At 63.8% G+C, this 18,787-nt stretch carries 15 protein-coding genes; 13 read left to right on the top strand and 2 right to left on the bottom strand.

Annotation, left to right across the window (positions count from 1 at the left end):
* Positions 1-185: 185 nt before the first annotated feature.
* Together OXI69_04065 and OXI69_04060 are read right to left on the bottom strand one after the other, a co-directional pair.
* Complete coding sequence (locus OXI69_04065; protein MDE2665307.1) at positions 186-1,778, bottom strand: methylmalonyl-CoA mutase family protein; 1,593 nt, start codon at positions 1,776-1,778, stop codon at positions 186-188.
* 70 nt (positions 1,779-1,848) lie between these two features.
* Complete coding sequence (locus OXI69_04060; protein ID MDE2665306.1) at positions 1,849-2,109, bottom strand: hypothetical protein; 261 nt, start codon at positions 2,107-2,109, stop codon at positions 1,849-1,851.
* 987 nt (positions 2,110-3,096) lie between these two features.
* Here OXI69_04060 and OXI69_04055 point away from each other — a divergent pair.
* The 13 genes from OXI69_04055 to OXI69_03995 all read left to right on the top strand — a co-directional run bounded on the left by OXI69_04055 (position 3,097) and on the right by OXI69_03995 (position 18,644).
* Positions 3,097-3,387 carry a hypothetical protein gene (locus OXI69_04055; GenBank protein MDE2665305.1) on the top strand — a complete coding sequence of 97 codons (291 nt, stop codon included), beginning with the start codon at positions 3,097-3,099 and terminating at the stop codon, positions 3,385-3,387.
* 84 nt (positions 3,388-3,471) lie between these two features.
* Complete coding sequence (locus OXI69_04050) at positions 3,472-4,251, top strand: TIM barrel protein (GenBank protein ID MDE2665304.1); 780 nt, start codon at positions 3,472-3,474, stop codon at positions 4,249-4,251.
* Positions 4,252-4,280: 29 nt separating this feature from the next.
* Positions 4,281-5,363 (top strand): extracellular solute-binding protein, encoded by a 1,083-nt coding sequence (locus OXI69_04045; protein MDE2665303.1) that lies wholly within the window; start codon positions 4,281-4,283, stop codon positions 5,361-5,363.
* 37 nt (positions 5,364-5,400) lie between these two features.
* A complete protein-coding gene (locus OXI69_04040; GenBank protein ID MDE2665302.1) occupies positions 5,401-6,486 on the top strand; it encodes an ABC transporter ATP-binding protein in 1,086 nt (361 codons plus the stop codon).
* A gap of 336 nt (positions 6,487-6,822) precedes the next feature.
* Entirely contained in the window at positions 6,823-8,508 is a 1,686-nt protein-coding gene (locus tag OXI69_04035; protein ID MDE2665301.1) for an iron ABC transporter permease, read from the top strand.
* A 28-nt stretch (positions 8,509-8,536) separates the two neighbouring features.
* On the top strand, positions 8,537-11,218 hold the full coding sequence (locus tag OXI69_04030) for a PIG-L family deacetylase (protein ID MDE2665300.1): 2,682 nt from the start codon (positions 8,537-8,539) through the stop codon (positions 11,216-11,218).
* A 380-nt stretch (positions 11,219-11,598) separates the two neighbouring features.
* Positions 11,599-12,753, top strand: coding sequence for an adenosylcobinamide amidohydrolase (locus OXI69_04025; GenBank protein ID MDE2665299.1), 1,155 nt, complete (start codon positions 11,599-11,601; stop codon positions 12,751-12,753).
* Positions 12,754-12,865: 112 nt separating this feature from the next.
* Positions 12,866-13,639, top strand: a complete 774-nt coding sequence (gene dapB / locus OXI69_04020) for a 4-hydroxy-tetrahydrodipicolinate reductase (GenBank protein MDE2665298.1) — start codon at positions 12,866-12,868, stop codon at positions 13,637-13,639.
* Complete coding sequence (dapA, locus tag OXI69_04015) at positions 13,636-14,526, top strand: 4-hydroxy-tetrahydrodipicolinate synthase (protein ID MDE2665297.1); 891 nt, start codon at positions 13,636-13,638, stop codon at positions 14,524-14,526. The genes dapB and dapA overlap by 4 nt, the downstream gene beginning before the upstream one ends.
* 21 nt (positions 14,527-14,547) lie before the next feature.
* Entirely contained in the window at positions 14,548-15,390 is an 843-nt protein-coding gene (locus OXI69_04010) for a 2,3,4,5-tetrahydropyridine-2,6-dicarboxylate N-succinyltransferase (protein ID MDE2665296.1), read from the top strand.
* Entirely contained in the window at positions 15,387-17,042 is a 1,656-nt protein-coding gene (gene dacB / locus OXI69_04005; GenBank protein MDE2665295.1) for a D-alanyl-D-alanine carboxypeptidase/D-alanyl-D-alanine-endopeptidase, read from the top strand. The genes OXI69_04010 and dacB overlap by 4 nt, the downstream gene beginning before the upstream one ends.
* 26 nt (positions 17,043-17,068) lie before the next feature.
* The gene (locus OXI69_04000) at positions 17,069-17,491 is read left to right on the top strand and encodes a transcriptional regulator (GenBank protein MDE2665294.1); all 423 of its coding nucleotides are present in this window, start codon (positions 17,069-17,071) and stop codon (positions 17,489-17,491) included.
* On the top strand, positions 17,484-18,644 hold the full coding sequence (locus OXI69_03995) for a Xaa-Pro peptidase family protein (protein ID MDE2665293.1): 1,161 nt from the start codon (positions 17,484-17,486) through the stop codon (positions 18,642-18,644). Before OXI69_04000 ends, OXI69_03995 begins: the two co-directional genes overlap by 8 nt.
* Positions 18,645-18,787 lie beyond the last annotated feature (143 nt).

Below are 18,787 nucleotides of genomic sequence, written 5' to 3'. Positions count from 1 at the left end.
GATTATCCGCCAAAGGTCCTTCTCAGAACGGTACAGGAGTCGGTGAGACAAGGGCCCCGCCCGCAGTCGAACCGGTGGGGGGGACGGAATTAGCAAGATCGCCAGATAGGAGACTCCGTCCGCAGTCGAGCCGGAGGGGGGTCAACGCGGCGCACCGAGAGCGAGTAGGACCAGCACCGACCCCACTAAATCTGCGGGTTCTCCCTATGTTCCCCGAAGATGGTTCTCAATCGGTCGGAAATCTCCCCCAGCGTGACTTCGCACTCTACCGCCCGAATCATGACCGGGAGGAGATTCTCCCCGCTTCGGGCCGCTTCGGCGATGGCGTCCAGGGCATGGCCCGCCGCCCTGGCATCCCGCGAAGACCGAACCCGGGCCAGCCGTTGCCGCTGTTCCCTTTCCACCCCCGGGTCGATTTGATGGATCCGGATCCCGGGTCGGTCTTCGGAAACGAAGCGGTTGACGCCCACGATGGTGCTTTCGCCGCTCTCGACCGAACGCTGGTACCGGTAGGAAGATTCCTGAACCTCACGCTGGACGAAGCCCTGCGAGATGGCCTGCATCATGCCGCCCATGGCCTCGATCCGAGCCAGGTACTCCCGGGCCCCTTTCTCGAGGGCATCAGTGAGGGACTCCACCGCAAAGGAGCCCGCCAGCGGATCGGCCACCTCGGCCACTCCGCTCTCACAGGCGATCACCTGCTGGGTCTGCAGCGCCAGCCCGGCGGCTTCCTCGGTGGGCAGCGACAGGGCTTCGTCCCGAGAGTTGGTGTGCAGTGACTGGGTGCCTCCCAGCACGGCGGCCAGAGCCTGCAGGGTGACCCGGACCGTGTTCACCTCCGGCTGTTGAGCGGTCAGGGTGCTTCCCGCCGTCTGTGCGTGGAAGCGCAACATCCAGGACCTGGGATTGCGGGCTCCGAAACGCTCCTTCATGATTCGCGACCACAAGCGCCTGGCAGCCCTGAACTTGGCCACTTCCTCCAGGAAGTGATTGTGAACGTTGAAGAAGAAGGAAATTCTGGGGGCGAAGGCATCGATGGCCAGACCCGACTTCAGACAGGCCTCGACGTATGCGATGGCGTTGCCCAGGGTGAATGCCAGCTCCTGGACGGCCGAAGACCCTGCCTCGCGGATGTGGTAGCCGCTTACCGAGATCGGATTCCATTGGGGAAGGTTACGGCTGCAGTAGCCGATAAGGTCGGTGACCAGCCGCATGGAAGCTTCGGGGGGATAGATGTAGGTGCCCCGGGCGATGTACTCCTTCAGAATGTCATTTTGAATCGTGCCCGATAGCTGCTCCGGCAGGACCTGCCGGCTCCGCGCCAAGGCGACCAGCAGGGCCATTAGCACCGCGGCGGTGGCATTGATGGTCATCGAGACCGAGACCCGGTCGAGCGGTATTCCCCGGAAGAGCTCCTCCATGTCCCGCAGACTGTCGATGGCCACGCCGGTCCGGCCAACCTCGCCGGCCGCCATGGCCGCATCGGAATCCATACCCATTTGGGTGGGCAGATCGAAGGCCACCGAGAGTCCGGTCTGGCCCAGTCCCAACAGGTACTTGTAGCGGGCGTTGGACTCCCGGGCCGACCCGAACCCGGCGTACTGCCTCATGGTCCACAGACGGTCCCGGTACATGCCGGACCTGACTCCCCGGGTGAAGGGATAGCTTCCGGGATCCCCCAGGTCCCTCCGGTAGTCGAAATCTTCCAAGTGCCGGGGCCCGAAGAAGGGATCGAGCCGGATTCCGGAGGTCGTCTCGAATTTGCGGTTTGATGACATCAGGCTGACTGACGCGGCCTGGAAAGGAGGTGGCCGGCAAGCACCGGGAAGAGGGAAACCGGCCTGAGCCTCACTTCATCGACCGGACCCGGATAAAGGAGTGAACGGCGAAGCCCAGCATCAGCAGGCCGAACAGGGCGAAGGAGCCCACCATGAAGTAGTCCTTGAACTGGAATACCTCTCGCTCCGAAATAAACTGGTATCCCCTGAGCAACAGGAATCCGCCGAAGACGGCGAACAGAAATCCGGTCACCTCCAGGAAGAGCTTGTGGATGCTCCTGCCGACCTCCCCAAAGGCCGATTTCACCCGCTCCAGCCAGCTCCCGGCCATGCCGTATTCCCTCGTTCGAAATGGGCTTCATCATAGCACAGGGCAAGAGGCGGGATTGGAGGGGCTCAGTCCAGCGTCCCTGGGGAAGGAACCGGCCACAAAGGGACATGAAGCGCGCGAAATCACACCGAGGTCACGAAATCGGTTCCCGGCATCAAGCACGAGGAGATTATTTGTCAACATCGATGCACAGGATCATTTCTTAGAAGTTGATCGTCCGCTATTCCTGGGCATGCGCGAATCCATAACGGATCATTGCCCCCGTAGCTTTTCGTGCAGCAGCTTCCCGTCCTGGTTATCCTGTCCATCCTGTGCATCCATGTTTTTTAGGTTTTTATCTACATGGATGAACAGGATATACAGGATTTTTGTCCCGAGCCGCCTTGCCCCGAAGTCAGACTTCAAGCGAATTATGAGGCTGTGCTGAACTTCATTTGCAGCAGCGTCTCGTTCTATTAATCCTGTGCATCGATTTCAATCAATGGTCCTTCTCGATTGTCCTGAACCGTCGCGGGTGCCCGCTGTGCCCTACGCCCGATTCCCGGTCAGCTCCGCGTGCAACAGCTTCTCTTCCTGTTATTCCTGCTTCATCCTGTCAATCCTTGTTTTTTTGATTAACATCGATGCACAGGATGCACAGGATTTTTTTCAGGGGTCAGTTGCCCAATATTCCTCGGCATCCGCGAATCCCTAACGGCTCATCTCCTCCGTCAGCATCTAGCGCAGCAACGTCTCGTCCTGGCTATCCTGTCCATCCCTTTCGTGGGTCTTCGTGGTCCCCTGTGGATAAATCCTCGTGTTGCTTCGTGGATCTTCCGAGCTCCTCAGGTGTCGGCCTACGGCGCCCCGCCGCCTTCCTTGACACCCCTGCGGGTTGGAAGTAACATCGCGCACGGACAGGGATTCCGGGAAGGCGGCCCAGGTAACAATTTCATCAGCGCCCGGCATGCAGGCAAACGGCAGGCCGGGTGGGGACGGGTGGAGCCAATGGACGAGCAGTTGAAGCGGATGATGAAGGAGTTGGGAGAAGCCATCAACGATACCCTGTCGAGCTCGGAATCGATCAGCGGCGCCATCGCCACCATCCGGAACTCCGGCTACGATGTCTTCCTGGTGCTGGAGGCCACCATAGGCTTCAACAAGAGGAGCGAGGAATCCGCCGAGGAACCGGTCCTCACCGAAAGCGACGAGGTCGAAGCCAGACTCAATATCACCTCCCAGGACATCAAGTTCCTGAAATCACTCAAGATCAGCGTCGAAGAACCGGAGTCCCAGTAGGTATAGTGTCCTGTTACAGAACACTAACGGCTTCCGGCGCCGCAGAGTGGAAGCCCGGTGGCTCGGAACAGGCGGAGGCCTTCCATGCGGATCAAGCAATCGGTCTGCTTCCCGATGGTCAAGCCGCCGAGCCTCTCCCTGGATACCCTGTGCGAAGCCGCGGCCGGGATCGGCTACCCGGCGGTGGAGTTGTGGTACCGGGACGAGGATTTCGAGGAAACGGTGGATACCGCCCGCCGCCACAACCTGGAGGTGGCCTCGATGTCGGGTCACCGGAGCCTGGAGGACGGTCTCAACCACCCCGACAACCACGACCAGATCGAGCAGGAGCTTAGGGACTCCATCCGGCTGGCAGCCAGGCATCGGATTCCCGGGCTGATCTGCTTTTCCGGCAACCGCCATCCGGAGCGCAGCGACTTCGAAGGTATCCTCGCCTGTGCCCGGGGATTGAAACGAGTGGCGCCCTACGCCGAAGAAAAAGGGGTCAACCTGAACCTGGAGCTGTTGAACTCCAAGATCGACCACCCCGGTTACCAGTGCGACCGCCCGGACTGGGGTATCGCCGTCTGTGAAATGGTCTCCAGCCCCCGGGTGAAATTGCTGTTCGACATCTACCACATGCAGATCATGCAGGGCGACGTGATCCGAACTCTGCGCGAGATGATCGGTTACGTCGGCCACATCCACACCGCCGGCAATCCGGGGCGCAACGAAATCGACGACACCCAGGAACTCAACTACGTCGGGATTTGCCGAGCCATTGCGGCAACCTCCTACGACGGATACGTGGGTCACGAATTCCTCCCTGTCGGCGATCCCATTGAAGCCCTCCTCCAGGCCTTCAGGACCTGCGACCAGGGTTGAACCAACCACCGGCCGGCCCGATAGGAAACATGGCGCGCCCTCTCCTGGTCATTGCGATCACCGGCAGCCTGCTGCTGGCGGCCTGTTCCCCGCCAGAGAACGGCAAGGTCTCCCTGATCGTCTATTCCCCCCACGGCAAGGAACTGCTGTCCGACCACGAAATCCGATTCGAGGCCCGTTACCCTCGAGTCGACGTCAAGTGGCTCGACATGGGAAGCCAGGACGTCCTGGACCGGCTGCGCTCGGAGAAAAACAATCCGCAGGCCGATATCTGGTGGGGGGCGCCATCCGACCTCTTCGAGCAGGCTGGAGAGGAAGGACTGCTGCTGCCCTATCGGCCCAGCTGGGCCGAGACCGTCCCCCCCGAGGCCCGGGGTTCGGGGGATTTCTGGTATGGGACCTACAGGACCCCTGAAGTCATCGCCTACAACAACGCCTTGCTGAAGCCGGACGAGGCTCCCGAGGAGTGGGATGACCTGCTCGACCCCAAGTGGAGGCGGAAGATCATCCTCAGGGATCCGCTGGCCTCCGGAACCATGCGAACCATCTTCTGCGCCATGATCCTGAGGGAGATGGAAAAGACCGGGTCTCCGGAGGGCGGCTACCGCTGGTTGAGGGGGCTGGACGCCAACACCAAGGACTATGTTCCCAACCTGACCATCCTGAGCCAGAAGCTTGCCCGCCGCGAGGGCTGGGTCACCCTGTGGAACATGCCCGACATCGAGCTGCAGCGAGCCCGATACGACTACCCGCTGGCCTACGTGCTGCCCGCCAGCGGCGTACCCGTGGTCATGGACGGCATTGCCCTGGTGGCCAAGTCCGAGCCGCTACCGGCCGCCCGCGAGTATTACGAGTTCGTCACCTCCACGCCAAGCCTGGTCCGGGCGGCCCGGGAGTTCTTCCGTATCCCCGCGCGAAACGATATCCCCGCATCCGAGCTGCCCTCCTGGATCGGTGAGACCCCGATCCCGGTCATGCCCCTAGACAGGGATCTCCTGCGGAAGCATTCGCGGGAGTGGATGCGCTATTGGGACGAACACATTCGCCACAAGGGGAACGCCGGAAAGGCGGCCGCCGGACCGGCGGCGGGCAGGTCCCCGGGCAGCGGTTGATGAAGCGGGGATCGGCCCGACGTAGCGAGTCCAACCGATGGCACACCTGGAACTGCAGGATCTGACCCAGCGCTTCGAGGGACTCACCGCGCTCGACCGGCTCAGCCTGCAGGTCGCTCCCGGGGAGATCCTGACCTTGCTGGGCCCCAGCGGTTGCGGCAAGACCACCACCATTCGCCTCATTGCCGGATTCCTGAAGCCCACCGCGGGCAAGATCCTGGTCAACGGCCGGGATATCGCCCCCATTCCGCCCGAGAAGCGCAACATGGGGATGGTATTTCAATCCTACGCCCTGTTCCCGCACCTCAACGTCTTCGAGAACGTCGCCTTCGGACTCAGGGCGCGGGGAATTGCAGGCAAGGCAGCAAGAAGCAAGGTGGAGCGGGCACTCGAGCTGGTGGAACTTTCCCCGCATCGAAAGCGTCCGGTCTTCGAGCTCAGCGGCGGCGAGCAGCAGCGGGTGGCCGTGGCCCGCGCCGTCGCCATCGAGCCGCAAATCCTGCTACTGGACGAACCGCTGAGCAACCTGGACGCCAGCCTGCGGGAGCAGACACGCGCCCAGCTCGACCGACTCATCCGCACCCTCGGCATAACGGCCATCTTCGTCACCCACGACCAGGAAGAGGCCTTCGCTCTCTCCGACCGCATTGCGCTGCTGTGGGACGGGGCGCTGCAGCAGGTGGGCACCTCCGACCAACTCTACTTTCGACCGGCCAACGAAAGGGTGGCGCGCTTTGTCGGCAAATCCAATTTATGGGATGTGACCTTCAGGGAATACAGCGAGAACCGCGAGATCTATTCCCTGCCCTCGGGAGCCGTGCTGCGGCTTCCCCGCTCCGCGAGAGACGGGAAGCTGCGCCGGGGCGCCCGCCTGCGCATGCTGCTGCGTCCGGAAAACGTGACTTTCGATCCAACCGACGACTCCCTGGCCCTGGGACCGGCTCGGGTCCGCTCCCGGCGCTTCGCCGGAGCCAGCACGGAATATCTCCTGGAGGGAAGGGGGCTGCGAGTGCTGGCCAGCCGGACCAACTCGCCGGCGACCGCGGGATACCGGGTCGGCGACGAGATCGAGCTCTTCTGTTCTTCCCGGGCGTTGTACTTGCTGCCGGGGGGTGAAGTTTGAAGTTTGAAGTTTGAAGTAGGAAGTTTGAAGTAGGAAGTTTGAAGTTTGAAGTAGGAAGTTTGAAGTTTGAAGTTTGAAGGAGGATGTTTGAAGTTTGGAGTGTGGGGGGTGGGGGTGAGGAGCAAGAGCGCCAAATGAGGTCCATGAGCCTTCGCGTTTATTCGTGGTTCGTCTTCATCAACCATCGGCAGTTTCTTCCGCCAATGATTCGCCCGGCAGGGCGGGGGCGGAATCCGCGCCGAGACTGACAAGATGCTTGGCGTGTCGATCAGCTAGTCTTCACCCTTCAAACTTCCTACTTCAAACTTCATCTGGCTTCACTATCTTGCAAAACACGTGCGCATTTCCGTAAACCCAAGATCCGCGCTGGTATTGACCCTGCCCGTTTTCGGGCTGCTGCTGTGGCTGGTGCTCTATCCCAACCTGTTTGTCCTGTGGAGAAGCCTGGTCAGCGACAACCGCTTCACGCTGGCACACTACGCGGATTTCTTCAGCAGCCCCTCCCAGATGGAGGCCCTGGGCAACAGCCTGTCCATCTCGCTGGGAAGCGTACTGCTCTCGGCCCTCATCGGCGTCCCGCTGGCATTCGTCTTCCACCGCTTCGACTTTCCCGGACGGCGTATCTTTGCCGCCCTGGCCTCGTTGCCGGTGCTGTTGCCGCCCCTGGTCGGGGTGATCGCCTTCCTTTTTCTCTATGGCGAGAGCGGCATCCTGACCCGCAGCCTCCAGATGCTGCTGGGGCTGTCCGAGCCTCCCTTTTCCCTGCGAGGCATTCCGGCCATCCTGTGGGTGCACGCCTACACCATGTACGTCTACTTCTACCTGTTCGTCTCGGCCGCGCTCAAGCGTCTGGACGAATCGCTGCGGGAGGCTTCCCTTTCGCTGGGAGCCTCCCGCACGCGGACCTTCCTGCGGGTGACGCTGCCGGTGCTCACTCCCGCCTTGGTGGGTGCCGCTCTGCTCACCTTCATGACCTCCATGGCCAGCTTCAGCGCTCCCTACATCTTCGGCGGAGGGGTACGGGTCCTTTCGCTTCAAATCTACAATTCCAAGCTGAACGGCGACCTGGAGATGGCCCTGGTGGAGACGGTGGTGCTGACAATGGTCTCCCTGCTGTTCCTGATCCTGTTGCAGCGATACGAAGCCACCGGCAAGTATCGCGCGGTGGGCAAGGGCGCCAGCCCCAGCCTGCGACCCTTCAGGGGAAAGGGCCTGCGGCTGGCCATGGCGGTGCTGGGCATTTCCGCGGTGCTCTTCCTGCTGCTGCCCCATCTCACCCTGGTGTTGATCAGCTTCAGCCAGGACGGAACCTGGACCACCCAAATCCTGCCTCCCCGATACACGGCCGCCAACTACGGGCGACTGCTGGCCGACGACCGTTTTCTGGAACCGATTCTCAACAGCCTCAAGATGGCCACGCTGGCCACGGCCGCCAACCTGGTTTTCGCGCTGGCCGCAGGTTGGCTGCTGATTCAAAGGAAGCTCCGGGGGCGGCGCCTGCTGAGTGCTCTGACTCTGCTGCCCTGGGCCCTGCCGGGCACGGTGGTGGCCCTCAACCTGGCAACCACCTTCAGCATCTCGGATCCGCTTCAGGCCCGGGTCCTGCTGGTGGGCACCTTTTGGATCTTGCCTCTGGCCTATTTCATTCGTAATATCCCCCTGGTGGTCCGCGCCGTGCAGGCCGGCTTCGAGCAGCTCGACCCCAACCTTCACTGGGCGGCCCGCTCTCTGGGTGCATCCTGGTTTTACAGCTTGCGCCGAATCCTGCTGCCCCTGCTGCTACCGGCGGCAGCGGCAGGATCGATGCTGGCCTTCGTGACCGCCCTGGGCGAGTTCGTCTCCTCGATCGTCATCTACACCGTGGACAGCCGGCCGATCTCGGTTGAAATCCTGTCCCAACTGAGGCAGTTCAACTTCGGCAGCGCCGCCGCCTACGGTGTGCTTCTTATCCTGATGATCGCGACGGTCTTTCTCCTGTTCGGGCGCACCCTGGACGAACGTCACCGGCCGGCCGGTCATTAACCCGCAATTCTCCTCTGGGGACGCGATCATGGCGCACAATTTCCCCCATCCCATCCGATCTCGCTTTCGATGGCGCCGGTTACTTCCCGGGCTCCTTTCCCTGCTGTTCCTCCTGCCTCGTGGTTACGGCCAGAGTCAGGAGCTGTACCTGGACCGCGGGGCGGTGGGGCTGTCCCAGTCCCTGAAGCGGCTGCCCCTGGTCTCGCGGGTGCTCTTTGTCATGGCCCATCCCGACGACGAGCCGGCCGGGCTGGTGACATACGTCAGCCGGGGCCTGGGGGCCAGGACCGCCATCCTGAGCCTGACCCGCGGCGAGGGAGGTCAAAACCTGGTGGGTCCCGACCTGTTCGAGGCCCTGGGCCTGGTCCGGACCGCGGAGATGCTGGCGGCCAACGAGTTTTACGGCGCCAGCCAGTACTTCAGCCGGGCCTTCGATTTCGGGTTTTCAAGGAGCGCTGAAGAAACGCTGGACAAGTGGGGGCGCCAACGCACCCTGGAGGACCTGGTTCGCACCATCCGTTCCTTTCGGCCTCTGGTCATCCTGTCGGTCTTCAGCGGCACGCCGGCCGACGGACACGGCCACCACCGGGCTTGTGGACTGCTGGCCCGGGAGGCCTTTGACATTTCCGGTCAGCCCGACCGCTTTCCAGAGCTCACCCGCCAGGGACTGCCGCCCTGGAAGGCCGCCCGACTCTATCTGAGAAACAGGGGGGAAGACCCGCCGGGAAGCTTCTCCATCGACACGGGAGCCTACGATCCCTGGCTGGGCGCCTCCTTCCGCCAGCTCGGAGCACAGGGCTACAGCCTCCACCGCTCCCAGGGCATGGGGAGGGCCCACGCGCTTCCGGGCAGCCATCCGGTCAAACTCCGTTTGGGGGCGATCTCGCCCTTCGCCCCGCTTTCCGGCTCTTCCGAGGCCTCCTTCGAGGAGGCTCTGGAACTGAAGTTGCCCGCGCTGGCGGAACTGTGGCCGGCCGGATCGGCAGAGCGTGCCGGCCTGGGAGGGGCGCTGCAGGGGCTGGCCACTATCGTCGAACGTGCCCGAAGCTTGTTCTCTCCGTCGGACCCCTCCCGCTGCATGCCGGTGCTGACCATGGCGTTGAAAGAGTTGCGCGCGATTCAGCGGGACTGGACCGGCTCCGGGGAGGCGTCTTCCGCCTCCGAGGTTCTGGCTTTCTTCCTGAAAGAAAAGGAACAAGATATTCTGGAGGCATTCCAGCTCGCCAGCGGCCTGTCTCTCGGAGCTTACAGTGATCAGCTCCTGCTGACGCCGGGGCAGTCCGTCCGAATTTCCGTCAAGGTGGTCAACCGGTCCCGGAGGTCCCTCAGGCTTCAGTCTCTGCAGGTGGAAAGCGAGGTTCTGCGGACCCGCGCCCTCCAGAGCCCTTTGCCCATGCTCCTCCCCGGCCAGAATGTCGACCTGGAGCTTGGCGGCGAAGTCCCCCCGGAAGCCAAACCCAGCCGTCCCCAGTTGCGGCGTCCGCGAGGAGTCGAGGATTTCTACACCGTCGACGATCCGGCGCTGGCCCTGGCCCCGGCGCCGCCTCCGCTGGCCAAGGTGCGCCTCGGCTACGTCTACGGGGGAGAGCGGCTGGAGATCGAGCAGCCGGTAGAGTACCTGGATGTGGACCGCCTCAAGGGGACCCGGCCTGTCCCCATCCACCTGGTCCCCCCGATCCAACTGGAGGTGACGCCGCCCCTTCACCTGGTCCCCCTGGCCAGGGCCGCGGAACCGCGAACCATACAGCTCCGGATCCGCAACAACTCCCCGGAAGAACTTCAGGGGCGATTGGAGCTGAAGCCTCCGAACGGATGGAAGGTCGAGCCGGCCCAGGCTTCCTTCGCCCTGACCAGGCCGGGACAGGCAGTGGGGATCCCCTTTCGGGTATCGGCCGACTCGGGAGCCCTCAGGCCCGGCAGAGCCTCCTTCCGGGCGATAGCCGGCATGGGCGAAACCGAGATCACTCGGCAGTACCGAATGATCTCGGTTTTCGACCGTTGGAGCTATCCGCTCTACTCCCCTGCCCGCTCCCAGGTGGAAGTCCTGGACTTGCAGGTCCCCCCGGGGCTGAGAGTCGGCTACATCATGGGGGCCGGCGACCGGGTTTCCGAAACCCTGTCTCAGTTGGGTTTTTCGATCACGGCCCTGGGGCCCGAGGATCTGGCCGCGGGCGAACTGGGCGACTATGACTGCATCATTGCCGGCATCCGCGCCTACCAGGTGCGTGGCGACCTGATCGAGCACAATGCCCGGCTACTGGACTATGTGCGCGCCGGAGGCATCTTCATTGTCCAGTACAACACTCCGGACGCCTGGAACCGCAGTCAATACGCCCCCTTCCCCGCCAGGATCGTGGACCGAAGCCACCGGGTCACGGACGAGAACGCGCCGGTTACCCTGCTGGAACCTGAGCACCGGGTCTTCCGTTATCCCAATCCGATAACCCGAAAGGATTTTGCCGGCTGGGTGCAGGAACGGGGGCTCTACTTCATCCAGGAACGGGACGGGCGTTTCCGGGCGCTGCTGGCCTCCCACGATCCCGGGGAGCCACTCCTGGATGGAGGGTTGCTGGTAGCGGACTACGGCAAGGGGCGGTACGTGCTCACCTCCTACTCCTGGTTTCGACAGCTCCCGGCGGGAGTAGCCGGCGCCATCCGCCTCTTCACCAACCTGGTGAGCCTGGGGGCGGATCCAAAAAACAACGATTGAAAGAATGAAGCAGGAAAGACAGGCCTGGAAGCTGTTACGGGCAGAGCTGACCGGGGAACGTGGCGTTGGGCCCAGCGGCTGCCGTCGCGACGGGCCAGGTCAATCGAGAAGCACTATTTGTTTAACATCGATGCACAGGATGCACAGGATCACCCGGATGGGACACCACTGCAGGGGAAGCGGCACCGGCGATGATCGCTTTGGGGTCTAGGCATACCCAGGACTACAGGGTGCCTGACGCCGCGAATTAGTCCAGAAAAATCCTGTGCATCGATGTTAATCAAAAAACAGGATTAACAGGACCGGAAGCTGCTGCGAACGGAGCAGTGCAGCGCTGGCTTCCCTGACGTCGGCTCGTGCATCATCGAGGGTTCCAGGAGATGGCAGCTTCACCGCACCGGCTTCCCGCCGAGACTTTGCACACCTCCGACCTTTTCGTCGCTCGCCGCTGCGGCCGCCATCTCGTCGTCGAGTTGCTAACGGCTCACCGCGTTCTGAGCACTTCCGCGCGCGGGGGCGGACAGCAGGACGAATTGCGCTACCTGGTGAACCACCAGAGCTGCGAAGCCCGCGGCGACGTGGCGCGACAGGAGCTTATGCATCGCCTCGGGCTCGTCGGCTATCACAACCACGTGTGTTCAGAGATGGGAGTCGACCCGGAAAACGTAGCGCTGATGGGCACGGCTGTTAACATGGCCTACGCCACGCATCGCTGGGCCGAGTTCGAGGACATCCGGGCCGATGCATTGGTCACCGCCGGCGTCTCCGGCAACGCGGCGAGGGCAAGCGACCCCGCGCAGTGGGCGGAGACCGACGACGGCTGGAGGAAGCTGGCGAACCAGGGCACGATCAACACCATCCTGCTGCTCAATTGCCCAATCACCGCCTCGGCCCAGGCGCGCGCCGTGGTGACGATGACCGAGGCGAAGTCTGCCGTGTTGGCCGAGCTCGCTGTCCCGAGCCTGTACTCGCCGACGATCGCGACCGGCACCGGCACGGACCAGTTCTGTCTGGCAGCGCCGCTTGATCCCGGTCGGAAGTCCCGCGATTCGACCAGTCCGCACGTCAAGCTCGGCGAAATCATCGGCGTCGCCGTCAAGGACGCGACGAAAGAGGCGTTGCGCTGGCAGAAAGGCCTCGAGCCGTCCTGCATCTGCGGGCTCTTCCACGCTTTGGGACGCTTTGGGCTCACCGAGGAGCGGGCGCTCAGCCACCTTGCCAAGCTACTCCCCGAGGTGCAACATACGTTTCTCCGGAAGAACCGGAAGGCCGTGTTCTTCGAGCCTGGCGTAGTCGCCGCGGCCTACGCCTTCGCTGCCGTCCTGGACCGCATCGCCTTCGGAACGCTGCCTGCCGGGATGGCGAAGGAATCGCTACGGCAGCAGGCAGCGTCTCTGGCCTGCTCGCTCGCCGCGCGTCCCCAGGACTGGCCGTTGTTCCGGCGCGAGCTCGCCGAGTCCGGCGAAGAGCCCGACAACACCATGGATTTGGTCATTCGAGCGTTGGCGCTGGGCTGGAAATCGAAATGGACCTGAGCAGCTTGACACCGCCCGATCCTCCAGTGGCCGGCCTCCCGGCAAGCCCACCCCCGCTTTCTGCTGCCGGTCGGCCGGATTCCTCTGGTAGGATGTCCCGGCCGGAGACTCCATGAAGATTGCCCTCATCGGTTATGGCAAAATGGGCAGGGCGGTCGAGCAGGCCGCCCTGGAGCGGGGCCATGAGATCGTGGCCCGGGTGGGATCGTGCTGGGGCCGAGGAACCGCCTCCGCAAAAGAGGAGTCGGAACTCAACCACGCCCGGGTGTGCGTCGAGTTCAGCCGGCCGGAGGCAGCTCTGCCCAACCTGCGGCGCATCGCCGAGCTGGGAAAGCCGCTGGTGGTGGGCACCACCGGTTGGTACCGGGACCTGCCGCTGGCCAGAAGGGTGGTGGAGGAAGGGGATACGGCCTGCGTCTACGCCCCCAACTTTTCTCTGGGCCTCAATCTCTACCTCCAGGTGGTGGAGAGAGCCGCCCGGCTGTTCGGTTCCTTCGAGGACTACGACGTTCTGGCCAACGAGACCCACCATCGCCAGAAGATCGACAGCCCCAGCGGTACCGCCGGCAGAATCGGGGAGATCCTGCTGGAGCAGATCCCCCGAAAGCGGAGGATCGTGACCGGCTCGCTCAATCGTCCCATCGCTCCCGATGAGCTTCACCTGCTGGCGGGCCGGGCCGGGCACTTCCCCGGCACGCACTCGGTGACTTTCGACTCCCCCGCCGACAGCGTGGAGCTGGTGCACCGGGCCCGCTCCCGGCTGGGATTCGCCCTGGGGGCCGTGCTGGCCGCCGAATGGGTCCAGGGGCGCCGGGGGTTCTACTCCTTCAGCCGGATGCTGCAGGAAATATTGGACGGGCAGGGAACGGCGGACACAAAACCATGACCCAATCCCCACACTTCCGCGGCGCCATCACCGCCCTGGTGACTCCCTTCGACCGCTCGGGCAGGATCGAGGAAGACCACCTGAGAGAGATCGTCGAACGACAGATTGCCGGCGGCGTGGACGGGCTGGCTCCCTGCGGCACCACCGGAGAGGCTCCCACCCTGGAGCTGGACGAGCACTTGCGGGTCTGCGAGTTGACGGTCCGATACGCCGAGGGGAAAGCCAAGGTACTGGTCGGGGGTGGGGGCAACAGCACCCGCCATGCCATCGAGCTCACGCGGGAAGCCGCCAGGATGGGGGCCGACGGCGTGCTCTCGGTGGGCCCCTACTACAACAAGCCCTCTCAGGAAGGACATTTCCAGCACTACAAGGCCATCGCCGAATCGGCCGACGTGCCCATCATCATCTACAACATCCCCGGCCGCACCGGCGTGAACATACTGCCCGAAACCCTGCTGAGGCTGGCCGAGATACCCAACATCGCCGGCGTCAAGGAGGCCTCGGGGGATCTGGACCAGATGATGGAGATCCTGAGGAACCGCCCCGACGGCTTCAGCGTTCTCTCCGGAGACGATTCCTTCGCCATCCCTCTGATGGCCGTGGGAGGCGACGGCTGCATCTCGGTGGTTGCCAACCAGGTTCCAGACCTGTTTGCCCGGATGATCCACCTGGCCCTGGAGGACGACTGGAAGCAGGCCCGGGAACTGCACTACCGCCTCTATGAACTCATGCAGGCAAACTTCCTGGAAACCAATCCGGTGCCGGTCAAGGCGGCCATGTCCATGATGGGATTGATCGAAGAGGTCTACCGCCTGCCCCTGGTCCCCATGCAGCCCGGGAACCGGCGGCGGCTGGAAGACCTTCTCAAGAGGCTCGGCCTGGTTTGAGAGCCTGGCGTTCGTAAGACCATGACCCCTGATGAACTGGAAAGGCTGATTCCCCGGCACTTCGCCCGGTCTCCCCAGGAGCTGGACGCCGAATCCCGTTCTCTGTTTGAGGCCTTCATCCAGAGCCTGGACCGCGGAGACATCCGGGCCGCCGAGAAGAGAGCGGGGCGCTGGCAAGTCAACCACTGGGTGAAACAGGGCATCCTGCTGGGGTTCAGACTGGGATCGGTGGTGGACTTCTCGGTCAATGAACACTTCCAGTACAGCGACAAGGCGACCTATCCCCTCAAGGACCTGAGAAACTCTCCCCCGGGCATTCGCCTGGTTCCCGGCGGATCCTCGGTTCGACTGGGAGCCTACCTGGGCCCGCGCGTCACCCTGATGCCTCCGATGTATGTCAACGCGGGGGCCTGGGTGGGCGAGGGAACCATGGTCGATTCCCACGCGCTGGTGGGCTCCTGCGCCCAGATCGGCCGGCGAGTCCACCTGAGCGCCGGAAGCCAGGTCGGCGGGGTGCTGGAACCCGTGGGCGCCCTCCCGGTCATCGTGGAGGACGACGTGCTGGTCGGGGGCAACTGCGGTATCTACGAGGGAACCATCGTCGGAAGCCGGGCCGTCCTGGGGGCCGGCACCATCCTGACGGGCTCCACCCCGGTCTATGACCTGGTGGCCGAGCGCATCTACCGCAGGTCGGCTCAAAGTCCTCTCACCATTCCCGAGAACGCCGTGGTCGTTCCCGGCAGCCGTCCGGCCGGGGGGAACTTTGCCGCCCGGCACGGCCTCCAGGTCGACTGTCCCGTCATTATCAAGTACCGCGACAGCGGGACCGATGCGGCCACGGCCCTGGAAGAGTTGTTGAGATGAGGGCCACTCCCCGATCCCCTTCCGGCAGGACTGGATTGCCCGCCCGTTCTCCGGCGCCGATAACGGGCCGTCGCCGGGCCGGTGCGGTGCTGCTTCTACTTCTAATCTGCCTGGCTCTCCAGCCGGCTCTCGGCCAAAACAGCCAAAACTCCTTTCAGGAACGGATTACCTCGCTTCTCGAGAGGCCACGGCACCGCCCGGCCTTCTGGGGCCTTCAGGTCGTACGCCTCGACAACCGGGAAATCCTCTTCGCCCACAATGCAGGCAAGCGCTTCCAGCCGGCTTCCAATATGAAGCTGCTGATTGCGGCCGCGGCCCTGGACCTGTGGGGACCGGACCACCGCTTCCGGACTCCGGTCTTTCTGGAGGGGCGCCTGGACGGCCGGGGGCGAGTGATCGGCAACCTGGTGCTGGCGGGCCGGGGGGACCCCAATCCGGAACGCCGTCACTATGACCCGGAAGAGAAAGACCTCCAGATCCAGGAGTCGTCCCCCTTCATCGAGGGAATAGCCGATCAACTTGAGGAACGGGGCATCCGCCGGGTCGAGGGAGACATCCTCGCCGACACCACTTTTTTCCTGGACGAACCCTTCGGGGGCGACTGGGAGCAGGAGGACACGTTCTGGCACTACGGGGCGCCTTCCAGCGCCCTGGCCGTCTTCGAGAACGTCTTCCGGATTTCGCTCTCGCCCGGCACGGCCACAGGGGATCCGGCGCTGCTGGAGGTGACTCCCCCCCAGCAGAGCCCGGAGGTGGTGAGCCGGGTCGGGACCGGGCCACCGGGGGGGAAACCCGATATCAGGATCGGGGCCGACCGATCGGGGTCGCGGGTCACCCTGCTGGGGAGCCTGCCCCTGAAAGGTCCGACCCTTAGCTACGCGCTCGCCGTTTCGGATCCGGCCCTCAACGCCGCCCGCTACCTGAAGACCTCCCTGGAACGGCGGGGCATCCCGGTCAGCGGCCAACCTCGGGTCAGGGCCCTGCAGCCGATCGAAGTCCTCGAGGACCGAAAAATCTCCCTGGAGAGGGTCCGGGAGAGACAACTTGTCTACCGGGAGCAGCAGGAGCTGGCAAGCTGGCAGTCCCTGCCGCTGATCGACAACCTCAGGATACTGATCAAGAGCAGCCGCAACCTCTACGGGGAGATGCTGCTCCGCCGCCTGGGAGCAGAAGTGTCGGGCATCGGCTCACTGCAGACAGGCCTGCAGGCCCTGGAAGCCTTTCTGGAAAAAGCGGGCATCGGCGCCGAGTCGCTCGACTTCAGCGACGGCTCCGGACTGTCCCGAACCAACCTGCTGACTCCCGCGTCGGTGGTTCGTCTGCTGCAGTTCATGGAGCGACACCCGCAGGCCGCGGGGTTCCGGGACTGCCTGCCGGTCGCCGGACGGGACGGAACCTTGAAGAACCGCATGAAGGGCACAGCCGCCGAAGCCCGGGTGCTGGCCAAGACCGGCACCCTGAAGTTCGTGTCCTCTCTCGCCGGCTACGTCACCAACCTGGACGGAACGCGGATGGCGTTTTCCATCATGGCCAACAACACCCGGAGTTCGCCGCGGGAGGCACGCCGCGCCATCGACGCCATCTGTGCGCTCATGGCCGGGTCTCGCCTGCAACCGCCGACGGCTGCCGGGCGGTCTGAGGAGCGTCCCTGAATCACATTTCCAGTAGGGAGTGTGACATGAAAATCAAACGGATCAAGAGCGAAGCCGACTACGACAAGGTATTGACCGTAATTGACGGCCTGATGGGGGCAGCACCCGACACCCCTGAAAGCGACGAACTCGAGGTTCTGGTTACCCTTGTGGAGGCCTACGAGGCTGAGAGGTGGACCATAGAGGCACCGGACCCGATCTCGGCGATTGAGCACGTAATGGAGTCCCGCGGCTTGCGCCAGAAAGATTTTGCGGCACTCATTGGTTCCCAGCCACGCGCTTCGGAAGTGCTCAATCGGCGCCGCCCGCTCAGTCTAGCAATGATCCGGGCCTTGTCGATCGAATGGAACCTTCCAGCCGATGTGCTTGTACGTGACTACGAACTCACGAACACTGAGCGAAACGTGAATACGCTGCAGACGGTCGGCAAATCCTCCTCTCATGGCTGAAACCGACCATTGCGAGACAGACCCTGGCACCGAGGCCCGGCTGCTGTTCGCGGCCAGCGAGCGAAACGCGGACCTGCTCTATGCCACCCGATTCTTCGCCCCCGATCGCTTCGCCTTTTTCCTGCACGGCGGGCGCTCCCACGTGGTGATGAACGACCTGGAAATCGATCGGGCCCGCCGCCAGGCCCGGGTGGACGAAGTGATTTCGCTGTCGGCGCTGCAGGCGGAACTCCACGGTGAAGGGCGGCGCGCCATCACGACAGCGGCGGTGCTGCACCGGTTGCTGTCCGGCAGGGGAGTGCGCACCCTTCTGGTCCCCTTCGACTTCCCCACCGGACTGGCCTTTCAGTTGCGCCGGCGCGGATTGCGCGTCCGGGTCAAGCAGGGGCCCTTCTTCGACCAGCGCCAGATCAAGCAAGCCCGGGAGGTCCGGCAGATCACCCGAGCTCAACGAGCCGCCGAAGACGGCCTTCAGGCCGGCATCGATCTCATCCGCCAGGCCCGGATCACTTCCCGGGGAAAGCTGGAACAGGACGGCGGCGCCCTTACCGCCGAACGGGTCAAGGAGGCCATCAACACCGTGCTGCTGAAACTGGGATTCGTCGCCACCCACACCATCGTGGCCGGCGGCACCCAGGGCTGCGACCCCCACAACGAGGGCCACGGCCCCCTGCCGGCCCACCAGCCGATCATCCTGGATGTCTTCCCGCGCTCGCAGAAGGACGGCTACTGGGGAGACATCACCAGAACCGTGGTCCGGGGCCGAGCCGGCGAAAGGGTCCAAGCGCTCTACCGCTGCGTGGCCGAGGGCCAGGCACTGGCGCTCGCACAGGCCGGACCGGGAGCCAGCGGCCGGCAGATTCACCAGTCCGTTCGGGACTTCTTCGATTCGAAGGGCTTTCCTACCGGCCTGAAGCGGGGACGCATGCAAGGCTTCTTCCACGGGACCGGCCACGGGGTCGGGCTGGAGATCCACGAGGCGCCCCATATCGGCTCCAGGAAGGAATCGATCCTGCAGGCCGGCCAGGTGGTCACCGTCGAGCCCGGCCTCTACTACCCCGGGGTCGGTGGCGTACGCATCGAGGATCTGATCCTGATCACGCCCCGGGGCTATCGCAACCTGACACGGTTTCCCAAGGTGTTGGAGATATAGGGTCGGGTTGCTGCCCGGGCCAGTTCTTGAAGTGTTGTCGGGGAGGGGCAGAGCGTCTCGGAAAGACGCTTCTAATGCTCCGCATTCGCGGCTAAGGCAGCGCGGGCTCATACGACCCCGGGCTGCCGCCTCCGCCGGAAAGG

This window comes from Acidobacteriota bacterium, from assembly GCA_028875575.1.
GTDB lineage: Bacteria > Acidobacteriota > Terriglobia > Versatilivoradales > Versatilivoraceae > Versatilivorator.
The sequence above is the reverse complement of the archived record's forward strand: the minus strand, read 5'-3'. Positions and strand labels throughout refer to the sequence as shown.